The following is a 19,055-nucleotide window of genomic DNA, read 5'->3' on the forward strand; positions in this document are numbered from 1 at the left end:
TCAGCCCCGCCCGGCGCCGTCCCCGGGCTGGGCCCCGCCTTCCGCGTCGCCGTCGGCCTCGACCAGGATCGGGACCGACTCGGGCACCGCACGGTCCGCCACGCCCTGCGGCGCAGCCGCCCCGTTCACGGTGGAGAGCAGCTGCCGGGCCAGCCCCAGCCCCGTACCGCCCATGGTGAGCGCCTTCGCGAACAGCTCCGACACCCCGTCCGCGCCGTTCAGCACCACCATGTGGTCCACACCGCCGAACGCCTCGGCGGCGGCCGTCACGATGTCCGGCCAGTTCTCCGCCAACTGCTGCGCCACCACCGCCTCGGGGTTCTCCGCCAGCGCCGCCGCCCGCGCCTTGATCGCCTCCGCCTCGGCCAGGCCCTTGGCCTTCGACGCCTCCGCCTCGGCCAGACCGCGTGCCCGGGAGGCCGCCGCCTCCGCCTCACCCGTCGCCCGGGTCGCCTCCGCCGCCGCCAGCCCGCGTGCCCGGGTGGCCTCCGCCTCCGCTGCCGCCGCCGTCTTCACCCGGGTCGCCTCGGCGACCGCCGCCAGCTCGGTCTCCTGCGCCTGCGCCTGCGCCGAGGAGATCCGCGCATCGCGCTCCGCCTCGGCCAGGGTGCGGGTCTGGTACGCCTGCGCGTCGGCCGGCTTGCGTACATCCGCCTGGAGCTGCTGCTCCCGGCGCTGCGCCTCCAGCTCCGCCACCCGGGTCTCCTGGACCACGACCTCCTGCCGCGCCGCCGCGTCCGCCAGCGGCCCCGCCTGGTGGGCCAGGGCCGCCGCCTTGTCCATCTCCGCCTGGTACCCGGCCTGCTGGATCTGGCTGTTGCGGGTGGCCTCCGCCTTGCGCGCCGCCGCCTCCTGCTCGGCCTCGGTCGCCAGCCGGTCGGCGGCGGCCTGCGCGATGCGCGCATCCCGCTGCACCGCTGCGGCATGCGGCGCGGCGAGGTTCTTGATGTACCCGGTCGGGTCCAGGATCTCCTGGATCTGAAGCGAGTCGATGATCAGGCCGAGCTTCTCCATCTCCACACCGGACGCCGCCCGGGTCTCCCCGGTCAGCCGCTCCCGGTCGCGGATCATGTCCTCGACCGTCAGCCCGCCCACGATCGACCGCAGATGGCCCGCGAAGACGTTGTGCACCCGGGCGCTCATCTGCTTCTGCTGGTCAAGGAAGCGGCGGGCGGCATTGGCGATCGACACCATGTCGTCGCCCACCTTGAAGATGACCACGCCCTTCACCCGCACCGGGATGCCCTGGCCGGTCACGCACTCCACGTCCAGGGCCGCCTCGTTGAGGTCGAGCGAGAGCTTCCGCACCGCCTGCACGCCGGGCATCACCAGCGTCCCCCGGCCGGTGACGATCCGGAAGCCCAACCCCTCGCCCAGGCCCTCGTGCTTGGAACCGGAGATCACCAGGGCCTCATTGGGCTCGGCGACCCGCCACATCATCTTGAAGATCAGGAACAGCACCAGCAGAGCGGCCACCACCACCGCCGCCACGACGCCGACGACCATCGGCGCATCCCCCCTTCGGGCCGCCCGGGGATCCCCGGCTGCACGGTCCGCAGCCACCGGCGGAACAGAGCGGCGACAGATGAGTCTGCGCCCCTCCCGGCCGCTTGGGAAGACGCGGGCCCGAAAGTCGGACGATACGTCAGCCGGTCATCCGTAGGCCCGGGCCACATAGACGGTGCGCGGCGGCTGGTACTCCACCACGACCACCGGGGTGCCCACCGCGATCCGCTCCTCGGGGTCGGCCGGAAACGCCAGGAACGCCTCGGCGCCGCCCCGCACCGCGACCATCACCTCACCGACCAGCCCCGGACCCACCGCACCGGTCACCCGGCCCTGACGTCCCACCATGCGCGTCACCACCCCTTCCGACGAGGGTACGGCCCGCGGCCCGGCCCGCAGCCCTGCCCGCAGCCCGGCTCAGCGTCGGCGGTGCCCGACAGGCCCGGTCGGTGTCCCGGTCGGTGTCCCCGTCGGTGCCCCGTCGGGCGCGGCGGTGGCCGGGGCCGGTACGGCGGCCGGCGTGGGGAGCCCGCCCCTCGCCCGCCGCGACCTGCCCACCGGCCCCACCCGGTCGCGGGAGGCCACCAGCGCCGCCAGCGCCGTGGTCACCGGGACGGAGGCCACCAGCCCGATCGAGCCCACCAGGGTCCGCACGATCTCCTCGGCGACGATCTCGCTGGTCGCCACCGAGCCCACGTCCCGCTGGGAGATGGAGAAGAGCAGCAGCAGCGGCAGCGCCGCGCCCGCGTACGCCATCACCAGGGTGTTGACCGTGGACGCGATGTGGTCGCGGCCGATCCGTATGCCCGCCCGGTAGAGCTGCCGGGCACCCAGCCCGGGATTGGCCGCCCGCAACTCCCACACCGCCGAGGTCTGGGTCACCGTCACATCGTCCAGTACACCCAACGAACCGATGATCACACCGGCCAGCAGCACGCCGTCCAGCCGGATCCCCGGATAGAGCGAATGCACCAGCGCCGTCTCGTCCGAGGTGTTGCCGGTCAGCTTGGTCAGCCCTATGAAGACCTCCCCCAACACCCCGATCAGCGCCAGCGAGGAGAGGGTGCCGATCACCGCCACCGAGGTACGGGCCGACAGCCCATGGCAGAGATACAGCGCCACCAGCATGATCGCGCTGCCGCCGACCACCGCCACCAGCAGCGGATTCTGCCCGTGCAGGACCGCCGGCAGGATGAAGAGCGTCAGGATCGCAAAGCTCACCACCAGCGCCACCAGCGCCGTCAGCCCCCGCAGCCGGCCCACCGCCACCACCGCCAGCGCGAACACCGCCGCCAGCGCCGCCATCGGCACCGCCCGGTCGGCGTCGGCGATGGCGTACCGCAGCTCCGGCGGCGCACCCGGCGAGTCCGTGAGGATCACCTTGTCGCCCGCCGACCAGCGGCCGGTCCCGTCCGGGTTGAGGGTCTGCCGGACCGTCCGCCCCGCCTCCGGCCCGCTGGTCAGCCGCACCGAGACCTTGGTGCAGACCGCCGTGCCCGCGTCCCCCTGGCATGGCGCCTGCGCCGTGGCCACCACCGTGCCGTGCACCGTCTTCTGGTCGAACCCGATCCCCGACGCGCCCCCGCTGTGCGGCGGCACCCCGCCCGGCCAGAGCACCACCAGCCCGGCCACCACCGCCACCGCGAACGGCACCAGCACCGCCGCGATCACCCGCCGCAGCCGCGCCGACGCCGGGGCGGCCGGTCCATGGTGGTGCGCATGGCTGTGGCCGTGTCCGTGTCCGTGGCCGTGGCTGGGGGAGGTGGCGTGGCTATGGGCGAGGGCGGGGTCGTCGCCGTCGCCGGGCTGCTGCTGGTCGTGTCCTGCTGCCACGGGAGAGTCCTTCCGGGGGTGGGGCGAGACAAGGGAACCATGCCGATGCGTTCTGGCGGTACGCGCCACGGCCCCGTTACGGTTGGACCATCTGATGCAGACGCGGGAGCTCGGAGCACCGGGCTGAGAGGGCACTGACCGCTGTGCCGACCGCAGAACCTGACCGGGTAATGCCGGCGTAGGGAGTAGTAGGTCTGATGACCACGCACCGAGCACAGCAGGAGACGTCTGCCCGCAGCGGGTACCCCACCCCCGCCTGGCACAAGGCGTACCGCACCGGATCCCGCCCCGACCTCCGGGTCCCCTACCGGGAGGTGCACCTCACCGACGGGCGCACCGTGCCGCTGTACGACACCTCCGGCCCGTACACCGACCCCGCATACGAGACCGATGTGCGGCGCGGCCTGCCCGCACTGCGCGACCCGTGGATCCGGCAGCGCGGTGACACCGAGGAGTACGAGGGCCGCACGCCCCGACCCGAGGACGACGGCCTGCGGCACACGGCGCCGCGCGGCGGCCTCCGCAACCTGGACGCGGTCTTCCCCGGCCGCCCCCGCCGCCCGCTGCGCGCCCGGAACGGCGCCGCCGTCACCCAACTCGGCTACGCCAGGCGGGGACTGGTCACCCCGGAGATGGAGTTCGCGGCCCTGCGGGAGGGCCTGGACCCGGAGTTCGTCCGCGACGAGGTCGCCCGGGGCCGGGCCGTCATCCCGGTCAACGTCAACCACCCCGAGGTCGAACCGGCGGTCATCGGCACCAACTTCCTGGTGAAGATCAACGCCAATATCGGCAACTCCGCCGTCACCTCCTCCATCGAGGAGGAGGTGGAGAAGATGACCTGGGCCACCCGCTGGGGCGCCGACACCGTCATGGATCTCTCCACCGGCCGCAACATCCACACCACCCGCGAGTGGATCCTGCGCAACTCCCCCGTCCCGATCGGCACCGTGCCCATCTACCAGGCCCTGGAGAAGGTCGACGGCCGCGCGGAGGAACTCGGCTGGGACGTCTACCGCGACACCGTCATCGAGCAGTGCGAGCAGGGCGTCGACTATATGACCGTGCACGCCGGCGTGCTGCTGCGGTACGTCCCCCTCACCGCCCGCCGCAAGACCGGCATCGTCTCCCGGGGCGGCTCCATCATGGCCGCCTGGTGCCTCGCCCACCACCAGGAGAACTTCCTCTACACCCACTTCGAGGAACTCTGCGACATCCTCCGCGCCTATGACGTCACCTACTCGCTCGGCGACGGCCTGCGCCCGGGCTCCATCGCTGACGCCAACGACGAGGCCCAGTTCGCCGAACTGCGAACCCTCGGCGAACTCGGCCGGATCGCCCGCGACCGGGACGTCCAGGTGATGATCGAGGGCCCGGGGCACGTCCCCATGCACCGGATCCGCGAGAACATGGACCTCCAGAAGGAGATCTGCGACGAGGCGCCCTTCTACACCCTCGGCCCGCTGACCACCGATGTCGCCCCGGGCTATGACCACATCACCTCCGGCATCGGCGCCGCCATGATCGCCTGGTGGGGCACGGCCATGCTCTGCTACGTCACCCCCAAGGAGCACCTGGGCCTTCCCGACCGCGACGACGTCAAGACCGGCGTCATCACCTACAAGATCGCCGCCCACGCCGCCGACCTGGCCAAGGGCCACCCCGGTGCCCAGGCGTGGGACGACGCCCTCTCCGACGCCCGCTTCGAATTCCGCTGGGAAGACCAGTTCAACCTGGCCCTCGACCCCGAGACCGCCCGCGCCTTCCACGACGAGACCCTCCCCGCCGAGCCCGCCAAGACCGCCCACTTCTGCTCCATGTGCGGCCCCAAATTCTGTTCGATGAAGATCTCCCAGGACATCCGCGCCGCCCACGGCGACGGCCGGACCGCCGCCATCACCGCCGCCGAAGCCGAGGCCGAGGCGGAGGCCGAGGCGGAGGCGGAGGCGGGTATGCGGGCCAAGTCCGACGAGTTCGCCGCCCACGGCAACCGCCTCTACCTTCCGCTGGCCGACTGATCCGCAGTGCCTGCGACACGGGCCTTCCCCCGAGCTGACGGGGGAGGGCGCGTGTGAAGGTCAAGCAGGTCTCAGAGGATTCCCCGGTCGACGTCCTGGGCGACCAGTTGGCGCATGATGGCGACTCCGTCGGGGAGGACCACCGGCTGGAAGTGGTAGGCGCAGCTCCAGCATCGCCGCGAGCCGTCGATGCGGCGGACCCGGAAGAGCGACTGGAGGCGGACGTCGGCCAGGGTGTGCCCGGCGTTGGGGGCGGGGACGAGGGCGATCAGACCGGCGTCCCGGGCCACGGTGAGCAGCGTCTCCCGGCTGATCCCCGGACGGTCGAACTCCGCGCTGAAGGCGTCGGCCAGCTCTCCGAAGGAGAGGGCGTCCCGGGGGATGTGCGGGTGCCAGATCGGCTGGTCCAGGGGGTGCCGGGGAGGCGGTACGGCTGCGTGGGCGGCGGTGACTTCGCGGACGGTCTCGGTGAAGGTGTCGCGCATCTCGGCGACGGCCTCGCGGAAGGCGTCCCGGGTCTCCGCCAGGGTCTCCCGGAAGGAGAGCGTGGCCTCCCTGGTGGCCTCGCGGGCGGCGGCCACCGCGGCTTCGGTCGCGACCTGGGACACCTCCCGGAGGAAGGCGTGCATGTCCACGGGGAGGTCGGAGGCGGGGCGCTCGTCCACCGCGTACCGGCCGGTACGGCGGATGGTGGGCAGCACCTCATGGACCACCCAGCGCTTGAACGCCTTGGCCTCCGGTTTGCGGGAACGGAGGATCAGGGAGTAGAGGCCGGGCTCGTTGATGATGGAAACCTGCTGGTCACCGCCGGGGGTCGTCATAGTGTGACGCCCCTTTTCGTCGTCGTCCAGGCCGGCCAGAGCGCGATGGGTCTGCGAGATGTCGAGGGCGCCGCAGACATCCGAGGCCACCCACCAGGGATCACCGTCGATGATGACGACACGGACCTCGCCGCCCTGGAAGTCCAGCCGGACGAGTTCGCTGCTGTGCGTGTGAGGTGTCATATCCGGCCCAACGACTCGGCCGTCCGGGGGATATCGCTCGCACTCCTTTGCGCCCCCGTGGAATCAATGCGGCTCAGGGGCGCGGCTGATCCGGGCCGTCGTAGTTGGGGCTGGTGAAGTCGGGCGAGGAGTAGCCGGGGCCGGAGTAGCCGGGGCCGGAGTAGTCGGGGGAGGAGAAGGAGGCGGGGCGGGAGCCGTGGTCGCGGCGGGGGGTGGGCTCGGGGCCGGGGCTGGTGAAGCCGGGGGAGGTGTAGCCGAGGTCGGGGCGGCGGACCAGGCTGACGCCGCCTCCGGCGGCGGCCACGGCCCGTTCGGTGGGCTCGGCGGCGGTGGCGGCGGGGAGGGCGGCGAGGAGGAAGGGCAGGATGCCCCGGTCGCGCAGTGCGGCCTTCCAGGTGTCCTTGGCGGTGGCCAGCTCGGCGTAGATCTCGGGGTCCTGGCCGTCCGGTGGGGCGGAGCCGTCCCGCAGGGCTGTGAGCAGCAGCCCGATGATGCCGCCGACCAGGGCGACGGCTCCGACGGCGAGCGAGACCCAGCCGGCGGTGACCAGGGAGTGGGCGAACTCCAGGTGCGGTTCGGTGGCGCGCAGGCCGTAGCCGAGCAGCAGCAGGATCAGGGCGGCGGCCCAGGCCAGGATGGGTGCCAGCACGATCATCACGGGCACGGCGCCGGCGCTGAGGCCGCCGGTGGTGCCGGGGTTGCTGCCCTGTCGGCCGTCTTGCAGGGGTGCGGACTCGCGGACCCGGTCGTGCAGGGCGGTGTAGTAGCCGTACTCACCGGCGGCCTCGGCGGCGATGACGCCGATGGCGGCCAGGGCTCGGGTGCGCAGCTGCTCGGCGTTGAGCCCGGCGCCGGGCGCTTGCAGTGCCCGGCGGACGGCGTCGGCGCGCAGTGCCTCGTCCAGGGCCCGCTCGAAATCCGGGCGGTCTTCGGGTCGCAGGTGCGGAGCGGTGTTCATAAAGGCCCCCGATTGCTCCGGCAGAGAGAGGTGGGTGGTCCTTCCGTCCCGGCGTCTGCGGTGGGGAACGGCCGTTGTGCGGAAGGGGCCCGCGACGGATGTCTCGATGGTAGGGGTGCGGGCTGACACGGTAACAGCCCGTTTGAGGAAGTTCAGAGATTCCGGGATGGAGTCGGCGGTCAGCTCAGCGGAAGGCGGGCGACGAGCAGCCGGCCCTCCATGGTGACGCCGCCGTCCATGGCGACGGCGAGGTCGTCGGCGTACACATGGGGGCCGGTGATCTGGCTGGGGGCGTGGCCGTCCTCGCTGTGGACGTCGCCGGTGAGGTACGGGATGGGGCTGTGGCCGTGGACGACGCGGTGGCCGCCATAGGCGCCCAGCAGTTCGCCGACCGCGGCCGGCCCGGCCTCGCCGCGGAAGGAGAACCGCCGGGTGAAGCGGCGGAAGCAGTCCCACCAGGCGTCGGCGTCGTCGGAGGCGAGGAGCTCATGGACGGTGTCGTTGACCTCGTCGATGGAGGCGCCGTACTCCAGGTAGGCGGTGGTGTCGGAGTGCAGCAGCAGGTGGTCGTCCTCGACCACGGCGGCGGGCAGCCGGGAGAGCCAGCTGATGTGGTGCGGCTCCAGGCGGTCCATGTCGTGCTGCTGGCCGCCGTTGAGCCGCCAGGCCGCGAGGAAGGAGGCGGTGCCGGCGGTGGACTGCACGGGCTCGTCGCCCCAGCGGTGGGCGCCGAGCAGCAGCAGTTCGTGATTGCCCATCAGGGCGCGGCAGTAGCCGCCGGCGGCTGCGGCCTCGGCGGCCAGCTGCATCACCAGGTCGATGACGCCGATGCCGTCGGGGCCCCGGTCGGTGAAGTCGCCGAGGAACCAGATCCGGGAGCGGCCGGCCGACCAGTGGCCGTCGGTGTCGACCAGGCCCTGCTGGTGGAGCGCGGCGCGCAGTTCGTCCAGGTATCCGTGGACGTCGCCGACGACATAGAGCGGGCCGACGGGGGCGTCGGTCGGGACCGGCTCGGGGGCCGTGCCGGGTGCGGCGGAGGGGTCGGCGGGGACGGGGGCGCCGAGGTCCAGGGTGGGGGGGTCGGCGGGCGCGAAGGCCGGGCCGTCCGCGCCGAAGGCGGCCAGGGTGCGCGGGTCCTGGTCGTCGCCGGGGGTCTGGCCGGTGTCCTCGAACCAGCCCCGGACGGACGGTGGAGCAGGCTCCTCGGGGTGCGCGGGCTCCTCGGGATGCCGGGGAGCGCCGGGGTGCCCGCTGCTCTCCGTGCCGTCGTACCCGGGGTCGGACCACGGCTGCTGCGGACCGCCGTGGACGCCGCCCTCGTACGCGTACGACACGGGGTCGAGGGCCATGCGGGCTCGGGGGCCTGTCTCCGGCAGCTCAGGCCCGGGGAAGCGGTCCTCGGGTGTCATCCGCCCATCATAGGAAGACGGGTCTCCCGGCGTCCGCACCTGGGCCGTATCCGATGCGGTCGGCTTGCGGTGGCGGCCCGTCGGGTGTCCCGGTTTGTCCGGTGCGGGCGGGTGGCAGGGGGACGTGCCGGGCGTGGCTCAGCCCTCGTCCGGTGTGCGGGGCGGGCTGACCGTGGTGCGCGGGCTGCGGCGCTGCGAGGAGGCGCGCACGATCAGTTCGGTGGGCATCAGCCGCCCGGGCGGCGGTTCGGCGCCGGGGGCGAGGCGTCGCCCGGGGGTCTCGCCGACCCCTTCGATGGCGTCGATCAGCAGGTTGACCACGGTGGTGCCGATGTTCCGGGGTTTGAGGGAGAGCGTGGTGATGGGGGGTTCGGTGGTGGCGTACACATCGCTTTCGCTGCAGCAGACCAGCAGCAGGTCCTCCGGTACGCGCAGTCCATAGCGGCGGGCGGCGGCCAGCAGGTCGGTGCCGTTGGGGTCGAAGAGGCCGTAGACGGCGTCGGGCCGGTCGGGGCGGGCCAGCAGCCGGTCGGCGGCGACGGCGCCGGCGGCGGGGTCGTGCGCGGGGTAGGTCTCGTGGACGGGCTCCTGGCCGACCCGGGCGCACCAGGAGAGGTACGCCTCGGTGCTGAGCCGGGTGTAGGTGTCGGTGCTGGTGCCGGTGAGCAGTCCGATGCGGCGGGCGCCGGCGCCGGAGAGGTGGTCGAGGATGCCGAGCACGGCGGCTTCGTGGTCGTTGTCCACCCAGGCGGTGACGGGGCAGTTGCCGGGCTTGCCGTCGCTGACCACGGGGACGCCCTGGCGGTGGAGTTCGGCGACCACCGGGTCGTGGTCGGCGGGGTCGATGACCACGGTGCCGTCCAGGGCGACATTGCCCCAGACATCGTGCCGGGAGGAGGCGGGCAGCACCACCAGGGCGTAGCCGCGGTTGAGCGCCGCCGAGGTGGCGGCGCGGGCCATCTCGGCGAAGTAGGCGAACTCGGTGAAGGTGAAGGGCTCCTCGCCGTAGGTGGTCACGGTGAGACCGAGCAGGCCGGACCGGCCGGTGCGCAGCGTGCGGGCCGCCGCTGACGGGCGGTAGCCCAGCCGTTCGGCGACCTCGCGCACCCGGCTGCGGGTCTCGTCGGGGAGGCGGCCCTTGCCGTTGAGGGCGTCGGAGACGGTGGTGATCGAGACTCCGGCCGCGGCGGCAACGTCCCGGATGCCGGCCCGCTCCAGCCTCCTCGGGCTGGTGGGCCGACGGCCGCTCTGGTTGGCTGCTGCTGTCATGGCGGACCGATCGTATGGCGCATGGCGACTGTCCGTGAGCGGTTGGTCACATCCGTCCGGAGATACGTTTCTCCATGACCGTCAGGGCCTTCCTCCTTGGAAGGCGGCCTTCAAAAGGCGGGTTTCCTCTGACATGTGCCATCGCGGGCAGGGCGGGTGGAGGGTCCTCGATCGCGGGCCGTCCGTATATCTCACCTGCACGGGTGAATTCCGAACACGCGGCTCGTAAGGTGTTCCCGACCGTACGGTCGGGTGTGAACGAGCAAGTGAACGAGCAAGTGGAGGAGACCACGGTGAGCGGCACGGCTGCACAGGGGCCCCGGCTTCGGCGGGCGCTGGAGGGCATTCCCACCTACAAGCCGGGACGCCCGGCCTCCGGTGCGGACGGCGCTCCGGCCTACAAGCTCTCCTCCAACGAGAACCCCTACGACCCGCTGCCCGGCGTCCTGGAGGCGGTGGTGGAGACGGCCGGCCGCTTCAACCGCTACCCCGACATGGCCTGCTCCGGCCTCACCGCCGAGCTGGCCGAGCGGTTCGGCGTGCCGCCGGAGCACATCGCGACCGGCACCGGCTCGGTGGGCGTCGCCCAGCAGCTGATCCAGTCGACGGCCGGGCCCGGCGACGAGGTGGTGTACGCCTGGCGGTCCTTCGAGGCGTACCCGATCATCACGCGGATCAGCGGCGCCACGGCGGTCCAGGTGCCGCTGACCCCCGGCGAGGTGCACGACCTGGACGCCATGGCCGACGCCATCACCGAGCGGACCCGGCTGGTCTTCGTCTGCAACCCCAACAACCCGACCGGCACCGTGGTGCGCCGCGCCGAGCTGGAGCGGTTCCTGGACCGGGTGCCGGGCGACGTGCTGGTGGTGCTGGACGAGGCGTACCGGGAGTTCATCCGGGACGCCGAGGTGCCGGACGGCGTCGACCTCTACCGCGACCGGCCGAACGTCTGCGTGCTGCGCACCTTCTCCAAGGCGTACGGGCTGGCCGGGCTGCGGGTCGGGTTCGCCATCGCCCATGAGCCGGTGGCCGCCGCGCTGCGCAAGACGGCGGTGCCGTTCGGCGTCAGCCAGCTCGCCCAGGACGCGGCGGTGGCCTCGCTGCGGGCCGAGGAGGCGCTGCTGGTCCGGGTGGACGCGCTGGTGCAGGAGCGGGCCCGGGTCGCGGAGGCGCTGGCCGGGCAGGGCTGGACGGTGCCGGAGTCGCAGGCCAACTTCGTCTGGCTGCGGCTCGGCGAGCGCACCCTGGACTTCGCCGCCGCGTGCGAGGCCGCCGGGGTCGTGGTGCGGCCGTTCGCCGGCGAGGGGGTCCGGGTGACCATCGGTGAGACCGAGGCCAATGACATCTTCCTGCGCACCGCCGAGGCGTTCCGCAAGGAGCTCTGACCGGACCGGCCGGGGGCGCGCACCTCGCCCCCGGCCGGAGGGGCGGGCCCTCAGGCGCTGGGGGAGGCGCTGGGGGCCGGGGCCGCGCCTGCCGAGGGCAGCAGCGGGCGGCAGGTCTTGAGGGCGGCGGCGGTCCTGGGGTCGGCGGTGGAGAGGCCCGCCAGCGGGTTGGTGCCGCCGGACGCCACGGTGACGCCCTTGTCCTTCATGCAGTCGGCGAACGCCCTGAGCGCGGAACTCTCCGCACTGCCATTGCTCCCGCCACCGTTCCCGCCGCCGCCGCTCCGCCCGCCGCCGAAGGACGGCCGCTTGGACTCGCAGGCCGCCGCCGCCTTCTGGTACGCCGGGTCGGCGGTGTTGCCCATCCCGAAGCCCCCACCCCGCATCCCGCCCGACATTCCGCTGGGCCAGGCGCTGGGACGTCCGCTCGGCCAGCCGCTCGGGCGCCCACTGGGCCAGCCGCTGGGACGGTCGCTGGGGTTCCACCCCTCCGGTCGGCCGCTGCGGTGCGGCATGCCGGACGGGGCTCCGCTGGGCCGGGCCGGCGGGGTGTAGCCGTTCTGCTCCAGGCACTGGAGGTAGGCGGCGAACTCACCGCCCGGGCCGCCGGCGTCCGCGCGGGCTGTACCGGCCGTGCCGGAGCCGCCGGAGCCGCCGGAACTGCCGGAGGCGCAGCCTGCCACCAGCAGCGTCCCGCAGATCAGGGCGGCGGCCCCGGCGACTGCCCTGCCGCGTCGGCGCGGCGGGCGGGCTGGTCCGGGCGCGACCGTGGGGGTACCGGACATACCAGCGGCTCCTCAGAGGTTGACGGGCTCCGGCGGGCGTCCGGCAGCAGCGCGAGCGACCAACCTGTGGCAATCAACCGCACAGCCATGAGGGCGGGCCGGGCGAACCCTGTGAGTTTCCTGGGCGCGGGACCGGAGCGAGGCCCTTCGGCCGCCCGAGGCGCGGCCGTTCCGTCCGGCGGTGGGCGATATGCGGTGGTCTGCACTCCCAGCCGACTCCCAGGTCGCTCCCAGGCTTCCGCTAAAGGTGCAGTGCACGCTGGGCCGCCATGAAGGTGCTCCCTCGGCGGCGCAGGGCCGTCCTGTTGAACTCCCTGCTCGGTGTCGTCCTGCTGGCCGGCGGCGGCCTGGCGTACGCCACGGTGAACGCCGACGCGACCCCGACGACGCGCACCGGGCAGACCCGTACCGCCACCGTGGCCAAGGGCGTGGTGCTCGCCACCGTCTCCGGCTCGGGCACGCTGGCGTCCCCCACCGACGCCGGGGTGGACTTCACCACGGGCGGCACCCTCACCTCGGTGAAGGTGGCGGTCGGCGACACGGTGAAGAAGGGCCAGGTGCTGGCCGAAGTGTCGGACACCGACGCCCAGGCCAAGGTGGATGCCGCCCAGGCGGCGCTGAACAGCGCGGAGGCCGCGCTGACCAAGGCGCAGGCGGGCGAGACCGTCACCACCACCGTCCCCGGCACGGGCACGGGCACGGGCACGGGCACGGGCACCGGCTCCGGCACCGGTGGTGGCCGGGGCGGCGGCGGTGCTGCGGGCGGTGAGTCGACCGCGCCGGTCACCACGACCACCACCAAGGTCGACGCCTCGGCGGTGGCCCAGGCCGAACAGCAGGTCACCGAGGCGCAGAACAGCCTCAGCGACGCCAAGACCGCGCTGGCCGGCACGGTGCTCAAGGCCCCGGTGTCCGGCACGGTCGCCTCGGTCGGCGGCAAGGTCGGCGACACCGTCTCCGGTACCGGCTCCTCCTCGGGGTCGGGACAGGGCGGCTCCGCCGGTTCCACCGGCTCGTCGTCCTCGTCCTCGTCCGGCACCCTCTCCGGCTTTGTGGTCATCACCAACCCCTCCGGTATGCAGGTCGACGCCTCCTTCTCGGAGGCCGACGCGCTCAAGGTCAAGAAGGGCCAGGCCGCAACGGTCACCCTCAACGCCCAGCCGGACACCGAACTCAAGGCCAAGGTGCTCTCCATCAGCTCGCTGCCGACCAGCAGCGGCAGCGGCACCGGCTCCGGCAGCGCGGTGCAGTACGCCGCCACGCTCAGGATCACCAGTCCCACCGGCAGCCTGCGCACCGGTATGAGCGCCACCATCTCGGTGGTCACCGGTGAGGCCGACAACGCCCTGTACATCCCCACCAACGCGGTGTCCGGCACCGGGACCACCCGCACGGCGACCGTGGTCAAGGACGACGGCTCCACCGAGAGCCGCAAGGTGGAGGTCGGCATCGAGGGCGACTCGACCGTGCAGGTCACCTCGGGGCTCTCGGCCGGTGAGAAGGTGGCGCTGACCTCCACCACCGCCTCCGGCGGCAATGGCTTCCCCGGCGGTGCCTTCCCCGGGGTGGCGGGTGGCTTCGCCGGAACCGGCGGCGGCTTCTCCCGGGGCGGCTTCGGCGGCGGCCAGGTCCGCACGGGCGGGGGTGGCCGGTGAGCCCCAGGCTGACGGTCGGCCGAGGACGCGGCCGGGCCGCCCGCCCCGCCGCGCCCGGCCTGCCGTCCGGCCTGCCGTCCGCCCGGCCGACGGGCGTGCCGTCCGGCCCGGTACCGGTGATCTCGGTCCGCAGGGTCCGCAAGTCGTACGGCTCGGGCGAGGCCACCGTGCATGCGCTGCGCGGCCCCGACGACCCGGCCGGCGGCGAGCCGCTGGGCGTCAGCCTGGACGTCCGGCAGGGCGACTTCGTCGCCGTGATGGGCAGCTCCGGCTCCGGCAAATCGACCCTGATGAACATCCTGGGCTGCCTGGACGTGCCCACCACCGGCCGCTATCTGCTGGACGGCATCGACGTCGGGCACCTGGACGAGCACCAGCTCTCCCTGGTGCGCAACCGCAAGATCGGCTTCATCTTCCAGTCCTTCAACCTGGTGCCCCGCACCACCGCGCTGGCCCAGGTGGAGCTGCCGCTCGCCTATGCCGGGGTGCGTGCCGCCGAGCGGCGCCGCCGCGCGGTGGCGGCGCTCACCATGGTCGGCCTCGAAGACCGCCTGGACCACCGGCCCAATGAGCTCTCCGGCGGCCAGCAGCAGCGGGTGGCGGTGGCACGGGCGCTGGTCACCGCCCCGGCGATGCTGCTCGCGGACGAGCCCACCGGCAACCTGGACAGCCGTTCCACCGAGGAGGTGCTGGCCATCGTCGACCGGCTGAACGCGGCGGGCCGCACCGTGGTCCTGATCACCCATGAGGACGAGGTGGCCCGGCACGCCAAGCGGGTGCTGCGGCTGGTGGACGGGCGGATCGTCTCCGACGTCCGGCAGGCGCCGGTGGAGGGCCCGCCGCCGGTCCTGGCCGACCATGCGGCCGCCCGGCCCTCGGCGATCGGAGGCGGACGGTGATCGCCTGGCAGATCCTGCGGTTCGCCGTCGGCGGGCTGGCGGCCAACAAGGTGCGCTCCGCGCTGACCATGCTCGGGGTGCTGATCGGCGTCGCGGCGGTGATCCTGCTGCTGGCGGTGGGCAACGGCTCCTCGGAGGCGGTGAAGAACTCCATCACCTCGCTGGGCACCAATGCGCTCACCGTCTCCTCCTCCGGCGGCGGCTTCGGCGCCGCGCGCTCCACCGGCGCCACCAAGGAACTGACCCTCAAGGACGCCAAGGCGCTGGCCACCTCCGAGGACGCCCCCGACATCAAGTCGGTCGCCCCGGTGGTCACCGGCTCCGGCACGGCCGTCTACGAGGGCACCGAATACACCGTCAACTCGCTCGTCGGCACCTACCCCGCCTACTTCGAGACCACCAACAGCAAGGTCGCCCAGGGCGACTACTTCTCCAACGACGATGTGCTCAACTCCCGCAAGGTGGCCGTGATCGGCTCCACCACGGCGGAGGAGCTGTTCGGCACCGCCGACCCGGTGGGCAAGAGCGTGGTCATCGGCGGCACCCCGTTCACCGTGCGCGGTGTGCTGGCGGAGAAGGGCAGCACCGGCATCAGCGACTCCGACGATGTGGTGATCGCCCCGCTGCCCACCGTGCAGAACGCCTTCACCGGCTTCGGCGCGCTCAACCAGATCCTGGTCCAGGCGACCTCCGCCGACACCACCACCGCCGCCCAGAGCGAGATCACCCAGGTGCTGATGGGCACCCATGGCATCAAGGACTCCAGCAACCTGGACTTCCGGGTGAGCAGCCAGGAGTCGCTGCTCTCCGCCCGGCAGAGCACCAGCGAGACCTTCACCGTGCTGCTCGGCGCGGTGGCCGCCATCTCGCTGCTGGTGGGCGGCATCGGGATCACCAACATCATGCTGGTGACCGTCACCGAGCGGACCCGGGAGATCGGCATCCGCAAGGCGATCGGTGCGCCCAAGGGCGTGATCCTCGGCCAGTTCCTCGCCGAGTCGACGCTGCTGTCGGTCCTGGGGGCCGCCCTCGGGGTGCTGGTCGGCGTGGTCGGCTCGCACTTCACCGTGGTCGGCATCAAACCGGTGGTCATCCCGGAGTCCGTGGTCGGCGCCTTCGCCATCGCGGTCGCCATCGGGCTCTTCTTCGGCAGCTACCCCGCCAACCGCGCCGCCTCGCTGCGGCCGATCGAGGCCCTGCGTCATGAGTAGGCAGCGCGCCATGAGCAGGCACAAGGAGATGACAGACATGGGCGCACACCGGGCAGACCTGGTCAAGGCGGAGCCGGCCGAGGTTCCGGAGACGGTGCCGCCGCCCGCCGCCACGCCGGAGGACATCCTGGCCACGCCGCCCGACACCCGCGACATCAGCGCCGAGTTGGCCGCCCCGCCGCGCCGCAGGCTGCCCTGGCTCACCCTCTGCCTGAGCGGCGGCATCGTGGCGGCTGCGGCCTTCTCCGGCGGCGTCTGGTACGAGCGCGACCACGGCGGCGCGGGGTCCAGGCTGCCCGCCGCCGCATCCGGCTTCGGCCAGCGCGGCACCACCGGCGGGTCGGGGCAGCAGGGCGCCCGGCAGGGGCAGGAGGGGCTGCCGGGCGGGGCCACGGGCGCCGGGTCCGCCGGCAGCCTGACCACCGGGACCGTGAAGGTGGTCGACGGCAGCAACCTCTACCTCACCGATGCGCAGGGCAACACGGTCAAGATCACCACAGGTGGCTCGACCAAGGTGAAGCTCAGCAAGGACGGCAAGGTGTCCGACCTCCAGCCCGGCGACACCGTGGTGGTGCAGGGCACCAAGGACGACTCCGGCAATGTCGCCGCGACCCAGGTGACCGAGGGGGGCGCGACCGCCGGGGGATTCGGCGGGTTCGGAGGGTTCGGGGGCTTCGGCGGCAACCGGCAGTCCGCCGGGGGCAGCGGCGGCTGACCGGCCCGCCCTCATCGGGCTCTCATCTTGGCGCTGTACGGTCCTGGCGCCTGTGTCCACCCGACGGTCCCGGCACGTGAAGGGACATGCACACCATGGACGGAACGGAACCCTCCGCCGAGGCCAGCCTGCTGGTCGTCGACGACGAGCCCAACATCCGCGAACTGCTCGCCGCCTCGCTGCGGTTCGCCGGTTTCCGGGTGGCCTCGGCCGCCAGCGGGGAGCAGGCGCTCGCCGCCGTCGCGGCCGAGCGGCCCGACCTGGTGGTGCTGGATGTGATGCTGCCCGACATGGACGGCTTCGCCGTCGTCCGGCGGCTGCGCGAGGAGTCCCGCCGCCGACCGTCCGGCTCCGGCCGGGCGGTCGGCGGCGCGGACGCCCGGGACCATCTGCCGGTGCTCTTCCTCACCGCCAAGGACGGCACCGGCGACAAGGTGATCGGGCTCTCGGTGGGCGACGACTATGTCACCAAGCCGTTCAGCCTGGAGGAGCTGATCGCCCGCATCCGCGCCATCCTGCGCCGCACCGGCGGCCGGGCCGACGACGGCCGACTGGTCGTCGCCGACCTGGAACTGGACCCGGTCGGCCACCAGGTGGTGCGCGGCGGCCGGCCGGTCTCCCTGTCGCCCACCGAGTTCAAGCTGCTGCACTACCTGATGGCCAACGCGGGCCGGGTGGTCTCCAAGATGCAGATCCTGGACCATGTGTGGGCGTATGACTTCGGCGGCGACCTCTCCATCGTCGAGTCCTATATCTCCTATCTGCGGCGCAAGCTCGACCTCGGCGCCGGGGACGCGCCGCGGCTGATCCACACCGTGCGGGGCATCGGCTATGTGCTGCGCCGCCCGCCGCAGCCCCGGGGCTGACCGGCCGTGCGTCGCCCCCGGCTGCCGCTGGCGCTGCCGCTGCGGCTGCCGCTGCTGTCGCTGCGCTCCAGGCTGCTGGCACTGACCCTGGTGCTGGTCGCCGTCGGACTCGTGGTCAGCGACACGGTGGTGGTCGGGACGGTCCGGGTCCAGCTCGTGGACCGCGTCGACCAGCAGCTGCACCGCTTCGGCGAACCCCTCTCCCGGCGGGTGGCCGAGCCCGTCCCGCAGACGCCCGCCGGGTGGCCGCCGGTCCGGGCCGCCGCGCGGCTGCCCAGCCAGTACGCGGTGCAGTTCCTGCGGGTCGACGGCACCGCCGAGCAGACCCTGCGGCAGCCGGTGGCCGAGGGCGACCCCGGACCCCGGCTGCCGGCCCTCACCGCGCGTACCCTCGCCGACCGGCTGGGCACCGCCTTCGACGTCCCCGGCGAGCAGGGCTCCGGCCGCTGGCGGGCGCTGCTGCTGCCGGTACGGGACGGCTCCCCCGGCGCCCCGGCGGCGGTGGTGGTCGCCGCCCCGCTGGCCGAGGTGGACGCGACGGCGGGCAAGTTGACCACCGCCTTCCTGCTGATCGGCGGCTCGGTGCTGCTGCTGATCGCGGTCGCGGGCTGGTTCGCGGTACGGGCGGGGCTGCGGCCGCTGCGCCGGATCGAGCAGGACGCGGCACTGATCGCCGCCGGTGACCTCGCCCGCCGGATGCCGCAGGCGTCGCCGCGTACCGAGGTCGGCCGACTCTCCGCCGCGCTCAACGGCATGCTCACCCAGATCGAGGCGGCCTTCGCGGCGCGCGCCGAGTCGGAGGCGCGGATGCGGCGCTTTGTCGCCGACGCCTCCCATGAGCTGCGCACCCCGCTGGCCGGGATCCGCGGCTTCGCCGAGCTGTACCGGATGGGCGCGCTCTCCACCGAGTCCGAGGTGCAGCGGACCATGGCGCGGATCGAGAGCGAGGCGGTCCGGATGGGCGGCCTGGTCGAGGACCTGCTGACGCTCGCCCGGCTGGATGAGCAGCGCCCGCTGGAGCGCGCCCCCATGGATCTGCGCAGCCTGGCCGCCGACGCGCTGCACGACCTCACCGCGCTGGACCCGGACCGCACGGTGTCGCTCACCGGGCCGGGCGGCGACGGCGCCCCGGGTCCGGCGGTGGTGCTGGGCGACGAGGCGCGGCTGCGCCAGGTGGTGGCCAACCTGGTGGGCAATGCGGTGGCGCATACGCCCGCCGGTACGCCGGTGCGGATCGGGGTGGGCACGGTGGACGGCGGGGGAGTGCTGGAGGTGGCGGATCGCGGGCCGGGCCTGACGGACGAGCAGGCGGCCCGGGTCTTCGAGCGCTTCTACCGGGTGGACGCCTCCCGCAGTCGGCAGCGGGGCGGCGGCGCGGGGTTGGGGCTGGCCATCGCCGGTGCGCTGGTGGCGGCGCACGGGGGGCGGGTGGAGCTGGTCACCGCTCCGGGGGCGGGGGCCCTCTTCCGGGTCCGCATCCCGGCGGCGGAGGGCCGTTCGGCCCTGCCCGGGTAGGGCCGGAAGGGCCCCTTCGGCGCCGGGTGA

General features: G+C 73.4%; 16 protein-coding genes and 1 riboswitch. Of the genes, 8 read left to right on the forward strand and 8 right to left on the reverse strand.

Features of this window, described 5'->3' with window-relative positions:
- The 3 genes from C7M71_RS15795 to C7M71_RS15805 all read right to left on the reverse strand — a co-directional run bounded on the left by C7M71_RS15795 (position 1) and on the right by C7M71_RS15805 (position 3,339).
- The gene (locus tag C7M71_RS15795; protein ID WP_111493563.1) at positions 1–1,506 is read right to left on the reverse strand and encodes an SPFH domain-containing protein; all 1,506 of its coding nucleotides are present in this window, start codon (positions 1,504–1,506) and stop codon (positions 1–3) included.
- A gap of 147 nt (positions 1,507–1,653) precedes the next feature.
- A complete protein-coding gene (locus C7M71_RS15800; protein ID WP_111493561.1) occupies positions 1,654–1,854 on the reverse strand; it encodes a hypothetical protein in 201 nt (66 codons plus the stop codon).
- A 69-nt stretch (positions 1,855–1,923) separates the two neighbouring features.
- Positions 1,924–3,339 (reverse strand): YibE/F family protein, encoded by a 1,416-nt coding sequence (locus C7M71_RS15805; RefSeq protein ID WP_114914385.1) that lies wholly within the window; start codon positions 3,337–3,339, stop codon positions 1,924–1,926.
- A gap of 92 nt (positions 3,340–3,431) precedes the next feature.
- Positions 3,432–3,541, forward strand: a riboswitch (TPP riboswitch).
- Here C7M71_RS15805 and thiC point away from each other — a divergent pair.
- Positions 3,537–5,354: a phosphomethylpyrimidine synthase ThiC gene (gene thiC / locus C7M71_RS15810; protein WP_111492624.1), complete on the forward strand. Its 1,818-nt coding sequence runs from the start codon at positions 3,537–3,539 to the stop codon at positions 5,352–5,354. (Overlaps the previous riboswitch by 5 nt.)
- Before the next feature lie 71 nt (positions 5,355–5,425).
- On the opposite strand, the gene C7M71_RS33350 is transcribed toward thiC, so the two are convergent.
- The 4 genes from C7M71_RS33350 to C7M71_RS15830 all read right to left on the reverse strand — a co-directional run bounded on the left by C7M71_RS33350 (position 5,426) and on the right by C7M71_RS15830 (position 9,994).
- A complete protein-coding gene (locus C7M71_RS33350) occupies positions 5,426–6,358 on the reverse strand; it encodes a BRO-N domain-containing protein (protein ID WP_229758750.1) in 933 nt (310 codons plus the stop codon).
- Between the two features lie 73 nt (positions 6,359–6,431).
- Positions 6,432–7,316, reverse strand: coding sequence for a hypothetical protein (locus C7M71_RS15820; RefSeq protein WP_111492625.1), 885 nt, complete (start codon positions 7,314–7,316; stop codon positions 6,432–6,434).
- Between the two features lie 179 nt (positions 7,317–7,495).
- Positions 7,496–8,725, reverse strand: coding sequence for a metallophosphoesterase (locus C7M71_RS15825; RefSeq protein WP_229758751.1), 1,230 nt, complete (start codon positions 8,723–8,725; stop codon positions 7,496–7,498).
- Between the two features lie 138 nt (positions 8,726–8,863).
- Entirely contained in the window at positions 8,864–9,994 is a 1,131-nt protein-coding gene (locus C7M71_RS15830; RefSeq protein ID WP_111492627.1) for a LacI family DNA-binding transcriptional regulator, read from the reverse strand.
- A 293-nt stretch (positions 9,995–10,287) separates the two neighbouring features.
- Here C7M71_RS15830 and hisC point away from each other — a divergent pair, with 293 nt between their 5' ends.
- Positions 10,288–11,379 carry a histidinol-phosphate transaminase gene (hisC, locus tag C7M71_RS15835; RefSeq protein ID WP_111492630.1) on the forward strand — a complete coding sequence of 364 codons (1,092 nt, stop codon included), beginning with the start codon at positions 10,288–10,290 and terminating at the stop codon, positions 11,377–11,379.
- Between the two features lie 50 nt (positions 11,380–11,429).
- Here the strand turns inward: hisC and C7M71_RS15840 are convergent, their stop codons facing one another.
- Positions 11,430–12,164: a hypothetical protein gene (locus tag C7M71_RS15840; protein ID WP_111492628.1), complete on the reverse strand. Its 735-nt coding sequence runs from the start codon at positions 12,162–12,164 to the stop codon at positions 11,430–11,432.
- A gap of 269 nt (positions 12,165–12,433) precedes the next feature.
- Between C7M71_RS15840 and C7M71_RS15845 the strand changes: the two genes are divergently transcribed.
- The 6 genes from C7M71_RS15845 to C7M71_RS15870 all read left to right on the forward strand — a co-directional run bounded on the left by C7M71_RS15845 (position 12,434) and on the right by C7M71_RS15870 (position 19,025).
- The gene (locus tag C7M71_RS15845) at positions 12,434–13,819 is read left to right on the forward strand and encodes an efflux RND transporter periplasmic adaptor subunit (protein WP_111492629.1); all 1,386 of its coding nucleotides are present in this window, start codon (positions 12,434–12,436) and stop codon (positions 13,817–13,819) included.
- Complete coding sequence (locus C7M71_RS15850; RefSeq protein WP_229758752.1) at positions 13,816–14,718, forward strand: ABC transporter ATP-binding protein; 903 nt, start codon at positions 13,816–13,818, stop codon at positions 14,716–14,718. Before C7M71_RS15845 ends, C7M71_RS15850 begins: the two co-directional genes overlap by 4 nt.
- Positions 14,715–15,929, forward strand: coding sequence for an ABC transporter permease (locus C7M71_RS15855; RefSeq protein WP_111493132.1), 1,215 nt, complete (start codon positions 14,715–14,717; stop codon positions 15,927–15,929). The genes C7M71_RS15850 and C7M71_RS15855 overlap by 4 nt, the downstream gene beginning before the upstream one ends.
- Positions 15,930–15,966: 37 nt before the next feature.
- Positions 15,967–16,644, forward strand: a complete 678-nt coding sequence (locus C7M71_RS15860; protein WP_175607694.1) for a hypothetical protein — start codon at positions 15,967–15,969, stop codon at positions 16,642–16,644.
- 95 nt (positions 16,645–16,739) lie between these two features.
- A complete protein-coding gene (locus C7M71_RS15865) occupies positions 16,740–17,510 on the forward strand; it encodes a response regulator transcription factor (RefSeq protein ID WP_111493131.1) in 771 nt (256 codons plus the stop codon).
- A gap of 6 nt (positions 17,511–17,516) precedes the next feature.
- Positions 17,517–19,025: a sensor histidine kinase gene (locus tag C7M71_RS15870; RefSeq protein ID WP_229758753.1), complete on the forward strand. Its 1,509-nt coding sequence runs from the start codon at positions 17,517–17,519 to the stop codon at positions 19,023–19,025.
- Positions 19,026–19,055 lie beyond the last annotated feature (30 nt).

Source organism: Peterkaempfera bronchialis, assembly GCF_003258605.2.
GTDB classification, from domain to species: domain Bacteria; phylum Actinomycetota; class Actinomycetes; order Streptomycetales; family Streptomycetaceae; genus Peterkaempfera; species Peterkaempfera bronchialis.

Coding starts and splice junctions, on each gene's coding strand:
- C7M71_RS15800 (WP_111493561.1), bottom strand. CDS start 1,854: ATGGTGGGACGTCAGGGCCGGGTGACCGGTGCGGTGGGTCCGGGGCTG.
- C7M71_RS33350 (WP_229758750.1), bottom strand. CDS start 6,358: ATGACACCTCACACGCACAGCAGCGAACTCGTCCGGCTGGACTTCCAG.
- C7M71_RS15865 (WP_111493131.1), top strand. CDS start 16,740: ATGGACGGAACGGAACCCTCCGCCGAGGCCAGCCTGCTGGTCGTCGAC.
- C7M71_RS15860 (WP_175607694.1), top strand. CDS start 15,967: ATGGGCGCACACCGGGCAGACCTGGTCAAGGCGGAGCCGGCCGAGGTT.
- thiC (WP_111492624.1), top strand. CDS start 3,537: ATGACCACGCACCGAGCACAGCAGGAGACGTCTGCCCGCAGCGGGTAC.
- C7M71_RS15840 (WP_111492628.1), bottom strand. CDS start 12,164: ATGTCCGGTACCCCCACGGTCGCGCCCGGACCAGCCCGCCCGCCGCGC.
- C7M71_RS15795 (WP_111493563.1), bottom strand. CDS start 1,506: ATGGTCGTCGGCGTCGTGGCGGCGGTGGTGGTGGCCGCTCTGCTGGTG.
- C7M71_RS15830 (WP_111492627.1), bottom strand. CDS start 9,994: ATGACAGCAGCAGCCAACCAGAGCGGCCGTCGGCCCACCAGCCCGAGG.
- C7M71_RS15825 (WP_229758751.1), bottom strand. CDS start 8,725: ATGACACCCGAGGACCGCTTCCCCGGGCCTGAGCTGCCGGAGACAGGC.
- C7M71_RS15845 (WP_111492629.1), top strand. CDS start 12,434: ATGAAGGTGCTCCCTCGGCGGCGCAGGGCCGTCCTGTTGAACTCCCTG.
- C7M71_RS15820 (WP_111492625.1), bottom strand. CDS start 7,316: ATGAACACCGCTCCGCACCTGCGACCCGAAGACCGCCCGGATTTCGAG.